The sequence below is a fragment of the Nocardia sp. NPDC019323 genome, from assembly GCF_044389845.1.
Lineage (GTDB): Bacteria > Actinomycetota > Actinomycetes > Mycobacteriales > Mycobacteriaceae > Nocardia > Nocardia implantans.
In genome coordinates, this window is record NZ_JBIRYN010000007.1 from 151258 (window position 1) to 170434 (window position 19177).

Consider the following 19177-nt stretch of genomic DNA (forward strand, 5'->3'; position numbering starts at 1 on the left):
CACGACCATCATTTTGGTTGTGCACAACTAAATTGCTCACTACATTATTGCTCATGCCCGATCACCTGAGCCTCGACGAGCAGCTCTGCTTCCCGCTCTACGCGGCGTCCCGGGCGATGACCGCGGTCTACCGCCCGAAGCTGGAACGGCTCGGGCTCACCTACCCGCAGTACCTGGTGATGCTCGCGCTCTGGGAACGCGACGAACGCAGCGTCGGCGACGTCTGCCACGCGCTCGACCTGGACTCCGGCACGCTCTCGCCGCTGCTCAAGCGGCTGGAGGCGACGGGCCTGGTCGAGCGGCGGCGCTCGGCGGCCGACGAACGCCGCGTCGATATCCGGCTCACCGACCGCGGGCGCGCGCTGCGTGCCGAGGCGGGCGACATCCCGGCCAGGATGGCCGAGGCCAGCGGCCTGTCCATGGACGACATCGCCACACTGCGCGACATCCTGCACCGACTGACCGATTCGCTGAAGTCCCAGCTGAACGAAGGAGAATGACATGCCGATCCTCTACACCGCCGAGGCCCTGGCCAGTGGCGACGGCCGCAACGGCCGCGCACGCACCACCGACGGCAAGCTCGACCTGAACCTGTCGGCGCCCAAGGAGATGGGCGGGGACGGCGAGGGCACCAATCCCGAGCAGCTGTTCGCGGCCGGCTACGCCGCGTGCTTCCATTCGGCGCTGCGGCTGGTCGGTAAGCAGGCCAAGGCGAACATCGACGACTCCGCGGTCGGCGCCAAGGTGGGGATCGGGCCGAACGACGCGGGCGGCTTCGGCTTGGCGGTTACCCTTGAGGTGTCACTCCCCCACCTGTCCAGGGAGGACGCGCAAGCGCTCGCCGACAAAGCACACCAGGTCTGCCCGTATTCCAACGCGACCCGCGGCAACATCGACGTCCAGGTTCTCATCGCCGACGACTGATCGAGAAGGAGCGGATATGCGTGCCGTAGTCATCGAACGGTTCGGCGAACCGAAGGATGTACTGACCGTCGCCGAACGCCCGGTACCCGAGCCAGGTCCTGGCGAGGTGCGACTGGCGCTGATCCTGTCGCCGATCCACAATCACGATCTGGCCATCGTGCGCGGCGTGTACGGCTACCGGCCCGAGCTGCCCGCCATCCCGGGCAGCGAGGCGGTCGCGCGCGTCGACGCGGTGGGCCCCGGCGTCACCGATATGTCGGTCGGACGGCGGGTGACGGTGTCCGGCGCGATCAACGTGTGGGCCGAGTACTTCGTGGTCCCGGCCCGCCAGGTGGTCCCGTTGCCCGACACGGTCTCCGACGAGACCGCGGCCCAGCTGCTGGCCATGCCGTTGAGCGCGCTGATGCTCATCGAGGACCTCGAGCTGCGCGCCGGCGAATGGCTGGCGATCAATGCCGCCAACGGCGCGGTCGGCAGGCTGGTCAATGTCTTCGCCCGGCAACGCGGTCTGCGCGTGCTGAACCTCGTGCGCGGTCCGAGTTCTGTCGCGGCGCTGCGCGAACTCGGCTACGAACCGGTGCTCGACACCGAGAGCGAGGGCTGGCGCGACCAGGTCGAAGCGGCCACCTCCGGTGCGCCCATCCTCCGGGCCGTCGATCAGGTGGGCGGTCGCGCCGCGGCCGACGAGCTGGCGCTGCTCGCGCCGGGCGGTCAACTGATCTCCTTCGGCGCGCTCTCGGGCAAGCCGCTGACGCTGGATACGGGCAACCTGATCTTCGGCCAAGCCGTGGTCAAGGGCTTCTGGGGCGCCAAGCGGATCGAGGAGATCGGCGCCGACCAGCGCGGACGGCTGATCAGCGAACTGATTGATCTCGCCGCCCGCGGTGAGCTGCGGCTCGATGTCGAAGCCGCCTACCCGCTGGACGCCGCGGCGGACGCCGCCGTCGCCACCGAGACGCCGGGGCGCGCCGCCAAGATCGCGCTGCGCGGTCAGCCCGCCTGACCGGCGTCGAGCACGGCCATCGCGGCGTTGTGCCCGGGAATCCCGCTCACGCCGCCGCCCCGGATGGCGCCCGCACCGCACAGGAACACATTGCGGTGACCGGTCGCCACGCCCCACCGGGCGGCTGGGTCGGCCGGGTCGGCGTCGTCCGGGAGGTAAGGGAAGGCCAGATCCCGGTGGAAGATGTGCCCACCGGGCAGGCCGACTTCGCGCTCGAGTTCGACGGGCGTCTTCGCCTCCAGGCACGGCACTCCGTTCTCGTCTCTCGCCAAGCAGTCGGCGATTGGCTCGGCCAGTACCGAATCCAGCTGTACCAGGGTGGCTTTCACGAACTCGGCTTTCGCTGAAGCGTGGTCGGCGGCGAACAGCTTCGCGCGAGCGTGCAGTCCGAACAGGGTGAGGGTGTGCGCGCCTCGGGCGGCGAGCTCCGGCGACAGAATCGTCGGATCGGACAAGGTGTGGCAGTAGATTTCGGCGGGCGGCGCGGACGGAATTCGGCCGATCGCGGCCTCGCCGTAGGCCCGGTCGAGTTGGGCGTACGACTCACCGATGTGGAACGTCCCGGCGAACGCTTCGCGAGGATCGGCTTCGGCGTCGCGCAATCGCGGGAGGCGGCTCAGCAGCATATTGATCTTCAACTGCGCGCCTTCCGGCTTCGGCGGCAGAGATTCGCCGAGCAACCCGGCGAGCGTATACGGCGCGACGTTCGCCAAGACGTGTCGCGCCGCGATCTTCCCGTCCTGGTATCCCACTTCCGCTGTGGCGCCGTCGGTTTCGATGCTCGCCACCTCGCGGCCGGTGACGATCTCCGCACCCGCCGCGCGGGCGGCGGCGTCCAGCGCGCCGGTGAGCGCGCCCATGCCGCCGATCGGCACATCCCAGTCTCCGGTCCCGCCGCCGATCACGTGATACAGGAAGCAGCGATTCTGCCGCAGCGACGGATCGTGCGCGTGGGTGAACGTGCCGATCAACGCGTCGGTGAGCACCACGCCGCGCACCGTGTCGTCGGCGAAGGCCGACTCGATCGTCTCGCCCAAGGGGCGCTCGAACAGCGCTTCCCAGGTGGCGGCATCGTCCACGATGTGCCGCAATGCCTCCTTCGACGGGAGCGGCAGGGTCAGCGTCGGAAAGATCCGCCGGGCCAATTGCCCCGTGGTCGCGTAGAAGCGCTGCCATGCCCGGAATTCCCGGTCCGAGCCGGTCAGCCGCGCGAAACTCGCCGCTGTGCGCGCGTGCGCCGACGAGACCAGCAAACCCCCTTCCCGCACCGGCGTGTAGGACGAGACCGCCCGCCGCCGCGTCTGGAACCGCAGGCCCAGATCCGTCACGATCGACCGCGGTAACAGGCTCACCAGATACGAGTACCGCGACAGCCTGGCGTCGACGCCCGCGAACACCCGCTCGGACACCGCGGCCCCGCCGGTGTGCGGCTGGCGCTCGAGCACCAGCACCGACCGCCCGGCCCGCGCCAGATACGCGGCGGCCACCAAACCGTTGTGCCCGCCACCGACGATCACGACATCATAGAAGGACCGCGTCGGTGTCATCTGTTCTCGATAGCACGAAGCGGCGCCTGGCGACAGCGACGCGCCCGACGACGAGAATTCTTGAAACGCCGCACGGGGTTCGTCCGATGAGACGATCAAGTTGCCGGGGCGGCTGCGGAGGAAGCTGACATGATCGACGGAATGGCCATTGCCACTTATGTATCCGCGGCGCTCAGGGCAACCGGCGGACAGGTCATCGACCGGCCGCTCGATCGAGAACTGACCGCGCTCACCGGCACGGTCACACGCAGGCTCGGACGACGCGCACTCGACGACCTCGACCGGAACCCGCGCAGCATGGCGGCACGCCGCCATCTCGCCGATCAGATCGAACGGGCGGCCGTCGGCGACACGGAATTCGCCCGCGACCTCGCGGCCCTGCAAGCGACGCTCGACCGGATGAACGGGGCGACCGTGATCAACACCGCGACCCACAGCAGCCGGATCGTCACCGGCAGCAGAGGCATCACGGCGGGAGGAAGCATTCACAACACGGTTTACGACATCGCCTCGGACGAAGATCTGTCCCGTGCTCCGATGTGGACCAAAGTGCTGTTGTGGATCGGCTTGGCGTTCATCGGCATCGGCTTCGTGGGCGGGCTGATCGGTATGTCCCAGGGCGCTTCGGTGTCCGAGCAATTCAGCTTGGCGCCATGCTTTCTCATCGGCGGTGTGCTCATGACCTTCGCCGAGCTCGGCGCGAGGACATCGGCACCGAGACGCCGCCGGTAGTTCGCGACTCGGACGCTCCCTGCGGCCGGCGGAACGCCCGTGCGAGGAGTGCGATCGGCAGTAGAGAAGTTCGATGCGGTAATAAATGCGGCAGTTCAGCTGGAGGACCGCTGAGCCAAACATTCTCACGAATCAGATGGACGCATAGCTGCGGGTATGGATCGTCGATATCTGCGGTTTGCGATCGAATTCGACTTCTGGCACGCGGCCCGCTACCGCGTAGACCTACCGGAACCCGGTGAACTGGTTTTCGGGTCGAAATACCTGAAACGACACCGGCGGTTCGTTCGATGAGATGATTATGCTGCCGGGGCGGTTTTGCAGGAGGCTGACATGATCGACGGAATGGTCGTTGCCGCATACGTGGCCGCGGCACTGGGCGCAGCGGGCGGACGGTTCGTCGACCGGTCGCTGGATCAAGGACTGACCGCTCTCACCGGCGCGGTCACACGAAGACTGGGCCGACGCGCACTCGACGACCTCGACCGGAACCCGCGCAGCATGGCAGCACGCCGCCAACTCGCCGACGAGATCGAACGCGCGGCGGCCGCCGACGCCGAATTCGCTCGCGAACTCACCGAACTTCGCGACCGACTCGATCGGATGAACGGCCCGACCGTCATCAACACCGCCACCCACGGCAGCCGGATCGTCACCGGCGGCGACGGCCTGACCGCAGGCGACGATGTCTACAACACCACCTATGATTCCCCGGCGCCGGGCGATCTGTCGGGTGCGCCGCTGTGGAGCAAGGTCCTGCTCTGGATCGGCACGACAATCGGCGTGATCGGCTGGGGAATCGGCGCGATCGCGATCGCCCAGCACACTCCGGGCCACATGAACGATGCCACCAACGGATTCGTGATTTTCATGATCGGCGTAGGTATCGCGCTGGTGGGGCAATACGGCGCGAGCACGTCGACACCTCGACGGCGGCGGTGACGCCGGACATTCGACCGAATAGTCCCGCGAACCGCGGTGCGGCGACCAGGTCGGAATGCGGGGGCAAGACTGCGCGCTCGCTGGACGAGCGAATCGGGGCGCGACACCTCGGTATAGCCCGAAAGTCTCGAGTACACTGACCTGCGAAGCGCTCGGGTTGCGCCATCGCCGGAACCGGCGATCTCGTCCATCAGCATCCGCAGGGTCACGGAATGTTTCTCGAGCGGAAGGGCGTCCATCGCGCTGCGTGCGGTCCGAATTCCTTCGGCTCGATCACCCGCTCTGACCAGCATCAGACCGCGATGCATCTCCAGATGCGTTGCGAAGCGCGGCAACTCGGCCGGAAGCATGAGCCGGGCAGCAGCTCCCCACATCTGCGGACTGTCCAACTGCTGTTGCAGGACCGCCAGGTCAACGGCCAAGCGCCGCTGGATATCCGCCGCACCGAGCGACATGTAGTCGAGGGTTCCCGTGCCGGATCGACCACTGCGGCTCTCCCGGTGAGCGGCGATCGAGAGGCCGAGCGTTCCGCCGCCGAACTCGATGTTCTCACCGAGGTTATCGGCACGCTGGTGACCATTACCGGGGATGCGGTACGCGACGGGATGACCGAGGCCGCCCGCGCCAATGTGATGGCGAAGGTGATCTATGTCCTGATCACCAGCGCCCGCACCGCCGCAGCGCCCCACGCCGGGCGGCTCTATGCCGCCGCGGTGCTCGACCCGATCATCGAAATACCTCCGCCGCTGACGAGATCACCCCGTTGGATCTGCTGATACCCCCGCGCTCATCGGCCAGCGCGTCGGCGGTGTCTGAACCGAAGCCATCGCTACGCCGATGATGCGACCGTCGATCTGCGCGCTACATCTACCTATCCGCGCATGCCCCACGAGCGCCTGTATCTCCAACCGTGACCGAGCGCCGACACGACATCTTGCTAAATACATACGGCCGACCGTATATTTTTCCCCATGGAGCACAGCGTCTTCACCGAGGAGACCGACCCGTTCTGCCTGGATCAGGCGGATGCCGTGGCAATGCTGGCCGAGGCCCCGTGGGGCAGGTACGCCGTTGTCGGCGACAGTCTTTCGGCGGGAATCGGCGATCCCACCCCGGGCTACCAGGATCAGGGCTGGTCGGATCGGGTTGCCGGTGTCCTGCGATCCGTCCGGCCGGATCTGGATTACCTCAACGTCTCCGAGAACGCAGCGACCACCGCCCAGACGCTCGAGAAGCAGGCGGCCCGCATGGTCGAGTTCTCCCCCGACCTGCTCCACCTGCCCTGCGGGGCCAACGACATCGTGCGGCGCAGGCCGGATTTCGGCGAGATAGAGCGAACGCTTCGGCAGATGTACGACCTGGCGAAGGGGACCGGCGCGCTGCTGACAACTTTCACGCTCGGCAGGGCGTATGTCGTCCCGGTCTTCTCCGACTGGGCGGAGCGGGTGGCCGCGGTGAACGAGATCGTGCGCGGGCTGGCTTCGGAATACGACGCCATCGTGGTGGACATGTGGGACCACCCGGTCAACGACCGCGACAACCTGCTCAGTGCGGATCGCATCCACTTCTCGACCTCGGGTCAGGCCGTCATGGCGGCCGAGGTGGTCAAGAAGCTGGCTGATTCCCTGGGCACCGGCAAATGAAGAGGTCTCTCATCGTGGCGAGTAGTCGGCAAACGGCCAGTCGGCCGGTAGTGGCCGCGGAAGCGGACGCGATTGCGTGGATGACGGTATCCATCCTTTTGACCGCCCTGTTCATGGCGGTCCTCGACTCGTTCATCGTCGTGGTCGCGGGCCCATCGATCGCGGTGGACCTGCACGCGTCCGACGGCGATGTCCAGTGGGTGCTGGCGGGCTATCAACTGAGTTACGCGGTCTTCATCATCACGGCAACTCGCCTGGCCGACATGTACGGCCGCAAGCGGATCTTCCTTCTCGGGGTGGCTCTGTTCACGCTGTCGTCAGTCGCTTGCGCGCTGTCGCCCAACGCGGGCAGCCTCATCGCGGCGCGTGTCGTCCAGGGCCTGGGAGCCGCACTGATGGTTCCCCAGGTGTTCGCGTACGTCACGGTGCTGGTACCGGCGGCGAAGCGGCACAGCGTATATGGCGTGCTCGGCATCGTCATGGGGATGGCCACCATCGGCGGGCAGGTCATCGGCGGGTTGCTGATCGGCGCCGACCTGTTCGACTCCGGCTGGCGCCTGGTGTTCTGGGTGAACGCGCCGATCGGAATCGCCATGCTCCTGCTCGCCGTGCGATACGTGCCGGAGACAGGCTCGGCCGTCACCCGCAAGCTGGACATGCCCGGGGTGCTGGCGCTCAGCGCGGCACTCTTCCTCCTGGCACTCCCGCTGATCCAAGGGCAGGAGGCAGGCTGGCCGGGGTGGGTCTGGGCGTGTTTCGCGGGCAGCGCGGTCGCGTTCGGCTCGTTCGTCGCGCTCGAGCGACGCCTGGAACAGCGGGGCGGGGATCCGCTGGTACCGCTGACGCTGTTCGGACAGCGCTCGTTCTCGCTCGGTATCGTTCTCGTCCTCGCGCTGTACGCGTTGATCTACTCCTATTACCTGGCCTTGTCGGTGACGATGCAAGAAGGCCTGGATATGTCGGCGCTCGGCGCGGGCCTGGTCTACACGCCGGCAGCCATCGCATTCTTCGTGTTCAGCATGGCGGCGAGCCGGATCATCCCGAGATACGGCCGACGTGTCCTCGAGATCGGGGCGCTCATATTGGCGAGCGGTTATCTGGCGACCGGCCTGCTGCTGGTGTCCGGCCCGCGGATCACCCCGCTGCTCGTGATCCCCACCCTCGTACTGCAAAGCGTCGGCGGCGGACTCGTCATCACACCGGCGCTGAACACGGTGCTGAGTCGCGTGAAGCCGGAGTCCGCCGGTGTGGCGTCGGGAGCTTTGTCCACGGCCCAGCAGTGCGGCGGGGCGCTGGGCGTCGCCGTTATCGGAGCGGTCTACTTCAGCTCGTTCCATCCCACGGAAGTCGGCAGGGTTGCCGCCGCAGGCCACGCCTTCGCCGTCGCATCTTTCGCGACGTTCGTCATCGCTGTCATCGCGGGCATGGTCGTCTTCCTGCTTCCGAAGCAGCCGGCAGGCCAGGCCTGAGTGCGAGGATCACCGACGACTCCCTTACCGAGCTCGACGAACGTCATCGAACACCCGCGACGCGACTCAGGCGCTCGGTAGCTCGGCGGCTTCTCGTTCTGCGCGCGCAGGCTCACGCGCTGGGCGAGCAGGTCCATCAAGTGATGACCCATTCCTCTATCAGAAGTGCGCCTTCACTTGACATGCGATATGCCGTCGGGCGACTTCCCTTCCGCCGCATGTAGGGCTTCAGAGTGCGGATTAGTCCTGATTGCGCAGCAGAGGCCAGCAATCCACCGGAAGATCCTGACCGCAAGCGGCGAGACTTGCTCCGCGATCTCGCGCACACCCGGACGAAACTCTCGCTACTATGTGAACGACAATTCTTCAACAGAGGAGCGCAATGATGCGTACGCCCCTTCGCCTCGCCGCCGCCTCGGTCGCGGCGGCGGCTCTCGTCGCCACCGCAGCCGGTGCGACCGCCGAACCGACCAGCTCCACCCCGGCGACCGCGGTCGCAGCCGGAACCGGCTCGTCCGCGGTGGATTCCGGCGCGGCGGCGGCGCAATCGGCCGTGTACTTCCTCCAGCGCGGTGACGTCATCGGGATTCTCGTACTCCTGGTCACCGCGCCCTTGCAGATATTCACCGGCGCCGTCTGCGATCTGGCCACCGGGTCGGCACTTCCCAGTCCGTGCGCCACACCGAGGTGAATACCCAGAGACGCATCCGCTCCGGCGCACCGGGATAGGCCCGCACAGTCGGAATTCGTCCGCCGATAGCGTGCGCATGGCCACCGACGGCGGGTGCCGCATAGCCGCGGCCCCGGTGGTCGCGCAGTTCACGCGCGACCACCGACCCCGCGTGGCGGGCGGCCGCGCTCGGCTGCTGGTCCGCGAGAGAGCGCATGGCAAGACCCCGCCCGGCGATGCGGCCGGACGGGGTCGCGCATTCCCCGTCCGAAGATACATCGGGTTCCTCGCCTAGGCATCGGCCCGAGCACCGCACAGACCGAGGGGCGAGGCACTAGCCGAAATACCGGTGGAACCATGCCGTCAGGTCGGCTTCGGTCTTCGGACCCGGTTCCGGATGATCGGCGCGCAATGTGCAGAAATGACCGATGATCGCGAACTTCTGGTGGATCAGCATCAGGCAGCTCGGCCCGAGCGCCGGGTCGGTGTTCGGATAGCAGAAGTAGCGGCCGAGCACGTTGCCGTTCTGTCGCCAGACATCGTCGCCTTGGTCGCCGCGACCACAGACATGGCCGGAGAACTGCCCTCGATCCGCCTCGTACAGGTACGTCGCGGACTCCTGGCTCGCGAAGCCGTAGAACTCCGCGGACGGAAACCCGGCCTTCGTGCCGCAGGCCAGCGCCGCGGCCACCGGACCGGGCGGCGGGTCGGCGTGGCGGCAATTGGCAGCACCGAAATCACCGGCCAGATGGTTCAGCACGGCGCGATCGGCCGGCGTGAAATAGTCCGGATCCCGGGCGAGGTCGGCGGTGCGGAACCCGAGGCGGTTGCGCACGGCGGCATAGTCGCGGTAAGGCTGCTCGTCGGAATTCCAGATGTACACCGCGGCGGCCGGTATCCGCTCGTCGGTGAGCAGCAATGCGGGCCGCGGCGCGGCGGGATCGTCCATCTTGCTCTCGAAGCACGCCTTGCGGCCGACTTCCACGCCGTCGCGCAGCATCGGCCCGTCCGACCCCGGCGGGTCTCCCGGACAGCTGTGTCCTTGCAGGCCGGCCAGCAACGACTGCGTGTAGCCGCGCATCTGGTCGGGGGTGCGGAAGCGCAGGAACCGAGCCACCGGATCGCTCGCCGCCGGATTCGCCGCGCAGAAGACGACGGCGACGCTGGGTGCGTCGGGGTTCTCGTGCACGCAGTTCGCGCGTTTGTAACCAGAGGGGCCGACCAGCGACAGCAACTCGATGTCCTGGCCGTTGGGCGCGCTCGCGTCCGGCACGGCGGTGCCGGTGGTCGGCCGGATCAGCTCCCAGCCCAGGAAGCCGATCGCGGCGGCGAGCAGGACGACGCACAGCAGGGCGAGCATGCGCAGCAGCCGACGGCGGTGTGGCCGCCCCGAGCGGTGCAGTCCCGGCGCCGTCGGCCCGTCTTCGCGGCTATCCGCACCGGCCGAAGCCTCTACGGCCGGGGGCGGCTCCGACGGCCCCGTGGCCCGGCCCGCCACCACCGCCGCCTGCGCGGCCGCGCCGAGTTCGCCCGCGGTGCCGTAGCGCGTCTGCGGATCTTTGGCCATGCCGCGCGCGACGACGTCGTCCAGCCGGGCGGGCAGTCCGGGGCGGTGCGCGTGCGGCTGCGGCGGCGGCTCGAACAGGTGCGCGGAGATGATCTGCGCTTCGGTGTCCCGGGGGTAGGGCCGCGAACCGGTCAGGCATTCGTACAGCACACAGGTCAGGGCGTAGATGTCGGCGGCGGGGGTGACCGTGCGGGAATGGAACCGCTCCGGCGCCATGTAGTGGAACGACCCGATCGCCGAGCCGGTTCCGGTGAGACTGTCCCCGGTGGCCGATTGCGCGATACCGAAGTCCACCAGATAGGCGAAGCCGTCGGGGGTGAGCAGGATGTTGTCCGGCTTGATGTCGCGGTGCACCAGGCCGTCGGCGTGCGCGGCGTCCAGCGCAGCGGCGACCTGCCGCACGACCGCGACCGCCCGTTCCGGCTCCAGCGGCCCCTGCGCCTTCAGCAACGCGCGCAAGCTGTCGCCGCGGACCAAACGCATATCGATGTAGAGCCTGCCGTCGATCTCGCCGTAGTCGTGGATCGGGATGATGTGCGGCTCCTGCAGCCGCGCCGCGACTTGCGATTCGCGCCGGAACCGTTCCCGGAACACCGGGTCGTCGTGCAACCGCTCGGGCAGCACCTTCAGCGCGATGACGCGGTCCTTGACGGTGTCGTAGGCCTCGAACACTTCCCCCATGCCGCCACGACCGATCAGGCGATCCAGGCGATACGGCCCGAATCGCGACCCCACCTCGAGCATCTGACGTCGCGTCGTCATCTCGTCCTCCGTGACGGGGACCCGGAGGGTGTCCGGCGCGGACCGAGCCGAACGCCTTCCCGGGGCCGTGACCCGGGTTCCTGCGCTCAACTGTAGAGCGCGGCGACCCCGCCCGGCAGACGTATCCCGGTCGGCCGCCGATTCGCTCCGGCCGACTCGCCGGTGCCGGTTCGAAACCGCCCCGCTGCTCGCGACGGTCGAGGCCGAGACGACTCGGTGGGTCGCGACCGCGCAGAAGCCGTCGTCAGCCCGGGCGGCGGTGCAGGGCGAGCTGGATCTCCAGCAGCAGTCGGTCGGCGGGGTCGTCGAGGTCCATACCGAGGATGTCCTCGACCCGGCGCAGCCGGTAGCGCAGCGTGTTCGGATGCACGCACAGGGCCGCGGCGGCGGCGCGCACGTCGCCGTGTTCGCGCAGGTAGGTCTCGACGCTCTCGCGCAGGCTCGCGGCGTGCTTGCGGTCGTAGTCGAAGAGTGCGGTCAGCCGCGGATCGCGCAGCTGCGCCCGTGCTCCGACCAGATCGAGCACTTCGCCGAGAAGCACCGCGGTACGCGCCTCGGCGAGGGTGGTCACCCGGCTCGCGGGCGATCCGGCCGTGCGGTCCAGAACCCGATCGACCTCGGCGCGCGCGTCGGCCACCCGCCCCGGATCGGGTACAGGACAGGCGATCGCGGCCCGCAGCGACAGCGACCGCTTCGCTTCGAGTTGCTCGATCAGCTGCCGCGTCCAGGCGGTCACGGCCTGCGCCGATCGATAGCCGGGCAGCAGCACGTAGACACGGTCACCGATCGCGGCGGTCACCGAGTCGGCGCGAAAAGCACTGGCGCGCAATCGAAGAACGCCGCCCAGCGCCGACCGCTCGAGGCCGGGGGCCTGCTCGCCCGTCGTGAGCGCGAAGCCGATCACCGCGGCAGGACCGGTCGGCGGCAGGTGCAGCGCGTTCGCCACCGCCGCGGCGTCGACCGCAGCCCCGCCCGCGCCGAACAGCCGACGGGCCAGCAGCGCTTCGGTGGTCGGCGCGTCCAGGTTGCGGGAGATCAGTCGTCCGGCGATGGCCGCTGCGCCGCGCAGGATCTCCGCCGCGTCCGGGTGGAACGGCCGATCGCCCTGCTGCAGCCAGATCGTGCCGAGCATGCGCGGGGCGCGCGCGTGCGCGTCCGCCGGCTCGCGGATGCCGATCACCAGCCTGCGCTTGATGTTCAGTTCGTCGTGCGCTGGCACGTCGACGACCTCGTCGGTGTCGCGCAGCCGATCGAACACGCCCCACTGCCGCAGCAGGGTCAGGTACTCCCGCGGCCCCTCCCGGCCCAGGATCGATCGCACCCGCAACTCGTCGGCGGTCTCGTCGGACGCCGAGTACGCGAGCACGTGCGACCCCGAATCCTCAATGGATACCATCGCGCCCGCGTTGTCCGCGATCATCTGCGCCAGCGCGAACAGGTCGATGTCCGCGGCGACCTCGTCCCCATCCCGGCCCACGTTTCCGTCCTTCGGCCAACTCGACAACGCACTTGCCTCATCTTTGTCCAATCGGCTCATTATCCGGGCAGTTTTCCGGCGTTGACTTCTCACTACCGAAAATTCATCTGCCATCTAGGAGGTCCCATGGATGCCGTCGTGTCCCCGCCCCCGCCGGTCAACGAACCCGTGGGCAGCTTCGCGCCGGGCACGCCGGAACGCGAGCGCCTGCGCGCGAAGCTGACCGAACTCGCCGCGACCCCGACGGAGGTCACCCACGTCATCGGCGGTGCGCACCGGCACGGCTCGGGCGAGCGCGTCACGGTGGTGCAGCCGCACCGGCACGCCGCCGTACTGGGCACGCTCACCACGGCCGGACCGGGCGATGTCGACGACGCCATCGCGGCGGCGGCCGCGGCGGCCCCGGAGTGGCGCGCGCTGTCCTTCGCCGATCGCGCCGCGATCTTCCTGCGGGCCGCCGACCTGCTGGCCGGGCCGTGGCGCGAAACCATCGCCGCCGCAACGATGCTCGGCCAGTCCAAGACCGCCTACCAGGCCGAGATCGACACCCCGTGCGAACTGGTCGACTTCTGGCGGTTCAATGTGCACTTCGCTCGCCGGATCCTCGCGGATCAGCCGATCTCGGCGCCCGGGATGTGGAATCGGATGGACTACCGGCCGCTGGAGGGATTCGTCTACGCGATCACGCCGTTCAACTTCTCCGCCATCGCGGGCAACCTGCCCACCGCGCCCGCGCTGATGGGCAACACCGTGGTGTGGAAGCCGGCCGTCACCCAATCGGTGGCGGCGTACTGGACGATGGCGTTGCTCGAGGCGGCGGGCCTGCCGCCAGGGGTGATCAACATGGTGCACGGCGCGGGCCAGGAGGTGTCGGAGGTCGCGCTGGCCGACCACCGGCTCGCGGGCATCCATTTCACCGGATCGACCGCCACCTTCCGCCACCTGTGGCGCACCGTCGCGGCCAATCTCGACCGGTACGACTCCTACCCGCGCCTGGTCGGCGAGACCGGCGGCAAGGACTTCGTCGTCGCGCACAGTTCCGCCGATCCGGACGTGCTGAGCACGGCCCTGATCCGCGGCGCGTTCGACTACCAGGGCCAGAAGTGCTCGGCCGCCTCGCGCGCTTTCCTGCCGCGATCGCTGTGGGACCGGATGGGCCGCGAGTTCATCGACCGGGTGTCCGCGCTCAGCTACGGCGACGTGACCGACTTCGCCAACTTCGGTGGAGCCCTCATCGATCGGCGGGCTTTCGACAAAAACGCCGACGCCATCGCGCGCGCCAAAGCGACGCCGGGCCTGACCATCGCCACGGGCGGCCACGCCGACGACAGCGTCGGCTATTTCGTCGAGCCGACCGTCCTGCTCGGCGACGACCCGGCCGACGAGGCGTTCGGCACCGAGTACTTCGGCCCGATCCTGGCCGTGCACGTCTACGACGATTCGGTGCGCGGCGCGTTCGAGTCCGTGCTCGACCTGATCGACCGTGGTTCGCCCTACGGCTTGACCGGCTCGGTCATCGCCCGGGACCGCGCGGCGATCGCTACGGCCACCGAGCGCTTGCGCTTCGCGGCGGGCAACTTCTACATCAACGACAAACCCACCGGCGCGGTCGTCGGCCAGCAACCGTTCGGCGGGTCGCGCGCCTCCGGCACCAACGACAAGGCAGGCTCGGCACAGAACCTGCTGCGATGGACCTCCGCTCGCACGATCAAGGAAACCTTCGTTCCCGCGACCGACCACCGCTACCCGCACCAGGAGTTGTGATGGCCTTCTCCGGACTGCTGCGGCCCGCCGTGCTGGCGGCCTCCCGTTCCCCGCGCATGGAGCGCGCGATCACCCGCATGCCGGCCACCAAGAAGCTGGTCGACCGTTTCATCGCGGGCGAGACCGAGAGCGACGCGGTCGCCGCGGCCTCCGCGCTGCTGGGCTCCGGCCGCTCGGTGACCATCGACTATCTCGGCGAGGACACCACCGACCTCGACCGCGCCCGCGGAACCGTCGCGCACTACCTGCGACTGCTGTCGGCGCTGGCCGAACTGCGCGCCGTGGACAACCCGCCGGTGCCGCGACTGGAAGTGTCGCTGAAACTCTCCGCGCTCGGGCAGTCGCTCCCCCAGAACGGGTACGCCATCGCCAGGGAGCACGCCTACGAGATCTGCACGGCGGCCAAGGCCGCCGGGGTCTGGGTGACCGTGGACGCCGAAGACCACACCACCACCGACGCGACGCTGGCGATCGTGCGCGAACTGCGGGTGGACTTCCCGTGGCTCGGCACGGTCCTGCAGGCCTATCTCAAACGCACCGAGGAGGACTGCCGCACCTTCGCCGGCCCGGGTTCGCGGATCCGCTTGTGCAAGGGCGCCTATCGCGAACCCGCCTCGGTGGCCTATCAGAGCCGCTCCGCGGTGGACGAGTCCTACCTGCGATGCCTGCGGGTGCTGATGGAGGGCAACGGGTACCCCATGATCGCCACGCACGACCCCGCGCTGATCGACGCGACGCTGCGCCACGTGCGGGAAAGCGGCCGCAAATCCGGCGACTTCGAATTCCAGATGCTGCACGGCATCCGCGACACCGAACAGCGCCGCCTCGCCGGAGCGGGCCACACGCTGCGCGTCTACGTGCCCTACGGAGACCAGTGGTACGGCTACTTCATGCGCAGGCTGGCCGAGCGCCCGGCCAACATCGCGTTCTTCCTGCGCTCCCTCGGCCGCGACCGCTGAGCGGGGACGGTGCGGTGGCGCGGCGCAACGCGGGTGACGCGGGCAGGGTGGCGCAGCCGCAACGGGGATGACGCGCGCGACACCGGCAGCAGCACCGATGGCGCGGCGCGACGCGGGTGACGCGGGCGCAACGCGGGTAACGAGGCAGCGCTTGGAGCGATCAGCGGCCGGAGGAAGACTTGTGATCGGTCGGCCGCCCACCCGAACCGAGTAACCAGGATTGGCGTGCTTTTCGCCGCCACGTGCGACGCCACGCGACCATACTGGCGGAACCTACGGTTTCGAGCGAAGCGAGACCGAGCATCCGCCGTTCGCGGCGAATTCAACACAGGAGTCGTATGTCGCTCGCGCAGTTACGAGCCCAGATGACGCGCCGCAAGCCGCTCGGCGAGGTCGAGGACGAAGCCGCCGCGGCCGACGAGCAGCTGTCGCGATCGCTGGGCCTGTGGCAGCTCACCGCGATCGGTGTCGGCGGCATCATCGGCGCGGGCATCTTCACGTTGGCCGGCGCGGTGGCGCACTCGGTCACCGGGCCTTCGGTGCTGATCTCGTTCCTCATCGCGGGCGTGGCCAGCGCCGCCGCCGCGCTGTGTTACGCCGAGTTCGCCGGGATGGTGCCCAAGGCCGGGTCCGCCTACACCTACGGATACGTGTCGCTCGGCGAGATCGCGGGCTGGTTCATCGGCTGGGATCTGCTGCTGGAGTACGTCGCGGTCGCGGCGGTGGTGGCCATCGGCGTCTCCGGCTACTTCAAATTCCTGCTGGAACAGGTCGATATCGCACTGCCGGATTGGATGCTCGGCGCGGCGGGCACCGGCGAAGGACACGTCGTCGACGTGTTCGCCGTGCTGTTCTGCCTCGGCACGGCCTGGCTGCTCTCGCGCGGCATCCGCAGCGTCGGACGGTTCGAGACCGTCGCCGTCGGCATCAAGGTCGCCCTCGTCGTGCTGATCATCGTGCTCGGCGTGTTCCACATCGACAGCGCCAACTACACCCCGTATTTCCCGTTCGGCACGGGCGCGGTGTGGACCGGCGCGGCCACCGTCTTCTTCGCCGTGTTCGGCTACGACGCGATGAGCACCGCCGCGGAGGAGTCCACCGAGGGCAAGAAGCATCTGCCGAAGGCGATCCTCTACTCGCTGGCCATCGCGATGGTCCTGTACGTGCTGGCCACCCTGGTGCTCACCGGCATGCAGAAATACACCGAGATCAGCCCGACCAGCGGGTTCTCCACCGCGTTCGAGTCGGTCGGGCAGCCTGGCGTCGCGAACGTCATCGCGATCGGGGCCATCATCGGCATCGTCACCGTGGTGCTCACCTTCATGCTCGGCGTCACCCGCGTGTGGTTCGCCATGAGCCGCGACGGGCTGCTGCCGGAGTGGTTCGCCAAGACCCATCCGGTCCGGAAGGTGCCGACCCGGGTGACCTGGATCGTCGGCATCGGATCGGCCCTGATGGCGGGGCTGCTGGACATCACCGTGGTGGCCGAGCTGACCAATATCGGCATCCTGATGGCGTTCATCGTGGTGTCGGTGGCTGTGATCGTGCTGCGGCGCACCCGCCCCGACGAGCCGCGCGAGTTCCGTCTGCCGTTCATGCCGGTGGTGCCGCTGATCGGCATCGGGTTCTCGGTGTACCTGATCTGGTCGCTGCCGTGGGAGACCTGGGCGCGTTTCGTGATCTGGCTGGTCGTCGGTCTGATCGTCTACTTCACCTACTCGCGCACCCATTCCAGGCTCGAGCGCGCCCGGCCCGCCGCTGCGGAAGGCTCAGCGGCTTCCTGATCCGTCGTCGGCCGGGTACCCCATTGCGGAACGGCCGCTCGAGTGCATACGGTCGAGAACGTCGGCATCGGCGACAGCCGCGTCGTCGCGCGGCTCGGAAGGAGCGGTGGCGGATGGATCTGCGGGAGGTCGTGTCGGCGGGTGTGCTCGAACAGCGCGAGTTGCTGGCTCAGGGCGCCCTCTCGGCGGAGCAACTGGTCGAGGCGACACTCGACGAAATCGACGCGGCGGCGGATCTCGGCGCCTTCACCCATGTCCTGCGCGAAGAGGCCAGGGCAGCGGCCGTCGAGCGGGACCGCGAGCGGGCGGCGGGCGAGGCGATCGGCCCGCTGCACGGAATTCCGGTCGCGGTGAAGGACGAGTTCGATGTCGCCGGCGTGGTGACCACCTTCGGCACCAGGGCGAACGCCACGCCCGCCGTGGCGGACGCGGAGGTGGTGCGCAGACTGCGCGCGGCAGGGGCGATCATCGTCGGCAAGACCGCCATGCCGGAATTCGGGCAGTGGCCGTACACCGAATCCAGCACCTTCGGCGTGACCCGCAACCCGTGGGACCCGAGCCGCTCCGCGGGTGGATCGAGTGGCGGGTCCGCCGCCGCGGTGGCGGCCGGGCTGGTGCCGGTCGCGCTCGGCGGCGACGGCGGCGGGTCGATCCGGATCCCGGCGGCGTGCTGCGGATTGTTCGGTCTCAAACCGCAGCGCGGGCGCGTGCCGATCGCCCCGAACGAGCACCTGTGGTGGGCGCTGGGTGCCGCCGGGCCGCTGACTCGCGGCGTGCTGGACTCCGCCGTCGTCTACGACGTCATCCGCGGCAGCACTCCCACCGACCGCTTCCGCGCGCCGGAACCGGCGACCTCCTTCGAGGCGGCGGCACGCGAGCCGGCCCGGCCGTTGCGCATCGGCTACAGCACCAAACCGCACGCCCTGATGGTGAAACTCGATCCGCAGCACGTGCGCGCCATCCGCGACACCGCGAAACTGCTCACCGAACTGGGGCATACGGTGGCCGAGATCGATGTGCGCTACCCGGATTCCATGCACGCGTTCTTCCCACAGTTCTTCGGCGGGGTGCGCGCCGAACTGGCCGAAATAGATCATCCGGAACTACTCGAACGCCGCACCAAGCAGACGGTCGCGGTCGGCGCGTGGGCGCGCAGGCCGGTCGTCGAGTGGGCGATCCGGCGCGGAGCGGCGTTGACGCGGAAGATGGACCGCGTCTTCGCCGAATGCGATCTGCTGCTGACGCCCACCATCGCGATCCGCCCGCCGCTGCTCGGCGTGCTCGACGGCGCGAACACGGTACGCGCTCAGCTCGCATCGATCCCGATGGTCGCCTACACCGAGCTGTGGAACGTCACCGGCCACCCCGCAGCTTCGCTGCCCGCGGGCGTCGGCGACGACGGCCTCCCGTTGTCGGTGCAGCTGGTCGGCCCCACCAACGGCGAGACGGCGATTCTTCCGGTCGCCGCGCAGCTCGAGCAGGCGCGCCCGCATCCGCGACCGGCGGCCCTTTCGAACCGCTAGTCCGACCTGCACGACATCGCGCCGGAATCGGAAGCACCGGCTCCGGCGAAAAGCCTCGCGAGCGTGCCCGAATACGCGGCCCGGTTCGCGCTCGGCGTCGCGTCGCACCGTCCCGACTGGTACGCGCAGCCGCATGCCGCGTCCCGATCGGCGGTCCGTACCCGCGTCTTGGTCGGCCGTCCCCGCCGCATCATGATCGGTCCTCCGCGCCGCGTATTGATCGTTCTCTGTACTGGGCGGCCCGATGATTCGATTACGGCGCGGCCGGGGCTGATGTGGGGTCCTCGGCGGGTGCAGGCCGACAGCACCTGAATTTGCCGGGCCGGGTGCTTATTCGATGGTTTCGGCGGAGACGCCGGTCAGGTTTTCGGCTTCGGCCCCACAGCCGTGCCGCAGTTGCTTTGTCTCGGC

16 protein-coding genes are annotated in these 19177 nt (G+C 68.7%); 13 read left to right on the plus strand and 3 right to left on the minus strand.

All coding sequences use genetic code 11. From position 1 onward, the window contains the following. Positions 1-53 precede the first annotated feature (53 nt). The 3 genes from ACH49X_RS24800 to ACH49X_RS24810 are packed head-to-tail and all read left to right on the plus strand — an operon-like array spanning position 54 to position 1927. A complete protein-coding gene (locus ACH49X_RS24800) occupies positions 54-500 on the plus strand; it encodes a MarR family winged helix-turn-helix transcriptional regulator (protein ID WP_195081656.1) in 447 nt (148 codons plus the stop codon). 1 nt (position 501) lies between these two features. Next, positions 502-924 (plus strand): organic hydroperoxide resistance protein, encoded by a 423-nt coding sequence (locus tag ACH49X_RS24805; RefSeq protein ID WP_195081655.1) that lies wholly within the window; start codon positions 502-504, stop codon positions 922-924. A gap of 16 nt (positions 925-940) precedes the next feature. Then, positions 941-1927, plus strand: a complete 987-nt coding sequence (locus tag ACH49X_RS24810; RefSeq protein ID WP_195081654.1) for a zinc-binding dehydrogenase — start codon at positions 941-943, stop codon at positions 1925-1927. Here ACH49X_RS24810 and ACH49X_RS24815 read toward each other — a convergent pair. Next, positions 1915-3474, minus strand: a complete 1560-nt coding sequence (locus tag ACH49X_RS24815) for an NAD(P)/FAD-dependent oxidoreductase (RefSeq protein WP_357206466.1) — start codon at positions 3472-3474, stop codon at positions 1915-1917. The genes ACH49X_RS24810 and ACH49X_RS24815 overlap by 13 nt on opposite strands. 399 nt (positions 3475-3873) lie before the next feature. Between ACH49X_RS24815 and ACH49X_RS24820 the strand changes: the two genes are divergently transcribed. The 6 genes from ACH49X_RS24820 to ACH49X_RS24845 all read left to right on the plus strand — a co-directional run bounded on the left by ACH49X_RS24820 (position 3874) and on the right by ACH49X_RS24845 (position 8951). Next, positions 3874-4206 (plus strand): hypothetical protein, encoded by a 333-nt coding sequence (locus ACH49X_RS24820; protein WP_195081653.1) that lies wholly within the window; start codon positions 3874-3876, stop codon positions 4204-4206. Between the two features lie 333 nt (positions 4207-4539). Further along, complete coding sequence (locus tag ACH49X_RS24825) at positions 4540-5148, plus strand: hypothetical protein (protein WP_195081652.1); 609 nt, start codon at positions 4540-4542, stop codon at positions 5146-5148. Positions 5149-5360: 212 nt separating this feature from the next. Then, positions 5361-5924, plus strand: coding sequence for a hypothetical protein (locus tag ACH49X_RS24830; protein ID WP_357206349.1), 564 nt, complete (start codon positions 5361-5363; stop codon positions 5922-5924). 195 nt (positions 5925-6119) lie between these two features. Further along, on the plus strand, positions 6120-6791 hold the full coding sequence (locus ACH49X_RS24835) for an SGNH/GDSL hydrolase family protein (RefSeq protein WP_357206351.1): 672 nt from the start codon (positions 6120-6122) through the stop codon (positions 6789-6791). Between the two features lie 80 nt (positions 6792-6871). Continuing rightward, positions 6872-8260, plus strand: a complete 1389-nt coding sequence (locus ACH49X_RS24840; RefSeq protein ID WP_357206353.1) for an MFS transporter — start codon at positions 6872-6874, stop codon at positions 8258-8260. A gap of 385 nt (positions 8261-8645) precedes the next feature. Then, positions 8646-8951 carry a hypothetical protein gene (locus ACH49X_RS24845; RefSeq protein WP_195081647.1) on the plus strand — a complete coding sequence of 102 codons (306 nt, stop codon included), beginning with the start codon at positions 8646-8648 and terminating at the stop codon, positions 8949-8951. A 313-nt stretch (positions 8952-9264) separates the two neighbouring features. Here the strand turns inward: ACH49X_RS24845 and ACH49X_RS24850 are convergent, their stop codons facing one another. Both ACH49X_RS24850 and ACH49X_RS24855 read right to left on the minus strand, forming a co-directional pair. Further along, positions 9265-11259, minus strand: a complete 1995-nt coding sequence (locus ACH49X_RS24850) for a serine/threonine-protein kinase (RefSeq protein ID WP_357206355.1) — start codon at positions 11257-11259, stop codon at positions 9265-9267. Between the two features lie 244 nt (positions 11260-11503). Beyond that, complete coding sequence (locus ACH49X_RS24855; RefSeq protein WP_357106319.1) at positions 11504-12736, minus strand: helix-turn-helix domain-containing protein; 1233 nt, start codon at positions 12734-12736, stop codon at positions 11504-11506. A 126-nt stretch (positions 12737-12862) separates the two neighbouring features. Here ACH49X_RS24855 and pruA point away from each other — a divergent pair, with 126 nt between their 5' ends. The 4 genes from pruA to ACH49X_RS24875 all read left to right on the plus strand — a co-directional run bounded on the left by pruA (position 12863) and on the right by ACH49X_RS24875 (position 18766). Then, positions 12863-14500 (plus strand): L-glutamate gamma-semialdehyde dehydrogenase, encoded by a 1638-nt coding sequence (gene pruA, locus ACH49X_RS24860; RefSeq protein ID WP_195081644.1) that lies wholly within the window; start codon positions 12863-12865, stop codon positions 14498-14500. After that, positions 14500-15459: a proline dehydrogenase family protein gene (locus ACH49X_RS24865; RefSeq protein ID WP_357206357.1), complete on the plus strand. Its 960-nt coding sequence runs from the start codon at positions 14500-14502 to the stop codon at positions 15457-15459. Before pruA ends, ACH49X_RS24865 begins: the two co-directional genes overlap by 1 nt. 338 nt (positions 15460-15797) lie before the next feature. Next, positions 15798-17243 carry an amino acid permease gene (locus ACH49X_RS24870; RefSeq protein ID WP_195081642.1) on the plus strand — a complete coding sequence of 482 codons (1446 nt, stop codon included), beginning with the start codon at positions 15798-15800 and terminating at the stop codon, positions 17241-17243. Positions 17244-17356: 113 nt separating this feature from the next. Then, positions 17357-18766 carry an amidase gene (locus ACH49X_RS24875; protein WP_357206359.1) on the plus strand — a complete coding sequence of 470 codons (1410 nt, stop codon included), beginning with the start codon at positions 17357-17359 and terminating at the stop codon, positions 18764-18766. Positions 18767-19177: the final 411 nt, after the last annotated feature.

Bases quoted from the DNA above. Each gene is read 5' to 3' on its own strand.
- ACH49X_RS24825 (WP_195081652.1), top strand. From the start codon at position 4,540: ATGATCGACGGAATGGTCGTTGCCGCATACGTGGCCGCGGCACTGGGC.
- ACH49X_RS24830 (WP_357206349.1), top strand. From the start codon at position 5,361: ATGTTTCTCGAGCGGAAGGGCGTCCATCGCGCTGCGTGCGGTCCGAAT.
- ACH49X_RS24845 (WP_195081647.1), top strand. From the start codon at position 8,646: ATGCGTACGCCCCTTCGCCTCGCCGCCGCCTCGGTCGCGGCGGCGGCT.
- ACH49X_RS24820 (WP_195081653.1), top strand. From the start codon at position 3,874: ATGAACGGGGCGACCGTGATCAACACCGCGACCCACAGCAGCCGGATC.
- ACH49X_RS24815 (WP_357206466.1), bottom strand. From the start codon at position 3,474: ATGACACCGACGCGGTCCTTCTATGATGTCGTGATCGTCGGTGGCGGG.
- ACH49X_RS24805 (WP_195081655.1), top strand. From the start codon at position 502: ATGCCGATCCTCTACACCGCCGAGGCCCTGGCCAGTGGCGACGGCCGC.
- pruA (WP_195081644.1), top strand. From the start codon at position 12,863: ATGGATGCCGTCGTGTCCCCGCCCCCGCCGGTCAACGAACCCGTGGGC.
- ACH49X_RS24865 (WP_357206357.1), top strand. From the start codon at position 14,500: ATGGCCTTCTCCGGACTGCTGCGGCCCGCCGTGCTGGCGGCCTCCCGT.
- ACH49X_RS24850 (WP_357206355.1), bottom strand. From the start codon at position 11,259: ATGACGACGCGACGTCAGATGCTCGAGGTGGGGTCGCGATTCGGGCCG.
- ACH49X_RS24810 (WP_195081654.1), top strand. From the start codon at position 941: ATGCGTGCCGTAGTCATCGAACGGTTCGGCGAACCGAAGGATGTACTG.
- ACH49X_RS24875 (WP_357206359.1), top strand. From the start codon at position 17,357: ATGGATCTGCGGGAGGTCGTGTCGGCGGGTGTGCTCGAACAGCGCGAG.
- ACH49X_RS24800 (WP_195081656.1), top strand. From the start codon at position 54: ATGCCCGATCACCTGAGCCTCGACGAGCAGCTCTGCTTCCCGCTCTAC.
- ACH49X_RS24870 (WP_195081642.1), top strand. From the start codon at position 15,798: ATGTCGCTCGCGCAGTTACGAGCCCAGATGACGCGCCGCAAGCCGCTC.
- ACH49X_RS24840 (WP_357206353.1), top strand. From the start codon at position 6,872: ATGACGGTATCCATCCTTTTGACCGCCCTGTTCATGGCGGTCCTCGAC.
- ACH49X_RS24835 (WP_357206351.1), top strand. From the start codon at position 6,120: ATGGAGCACAGCGTCTTCACCGAGGAGACCGACCCGTTCTGCCTGGAT.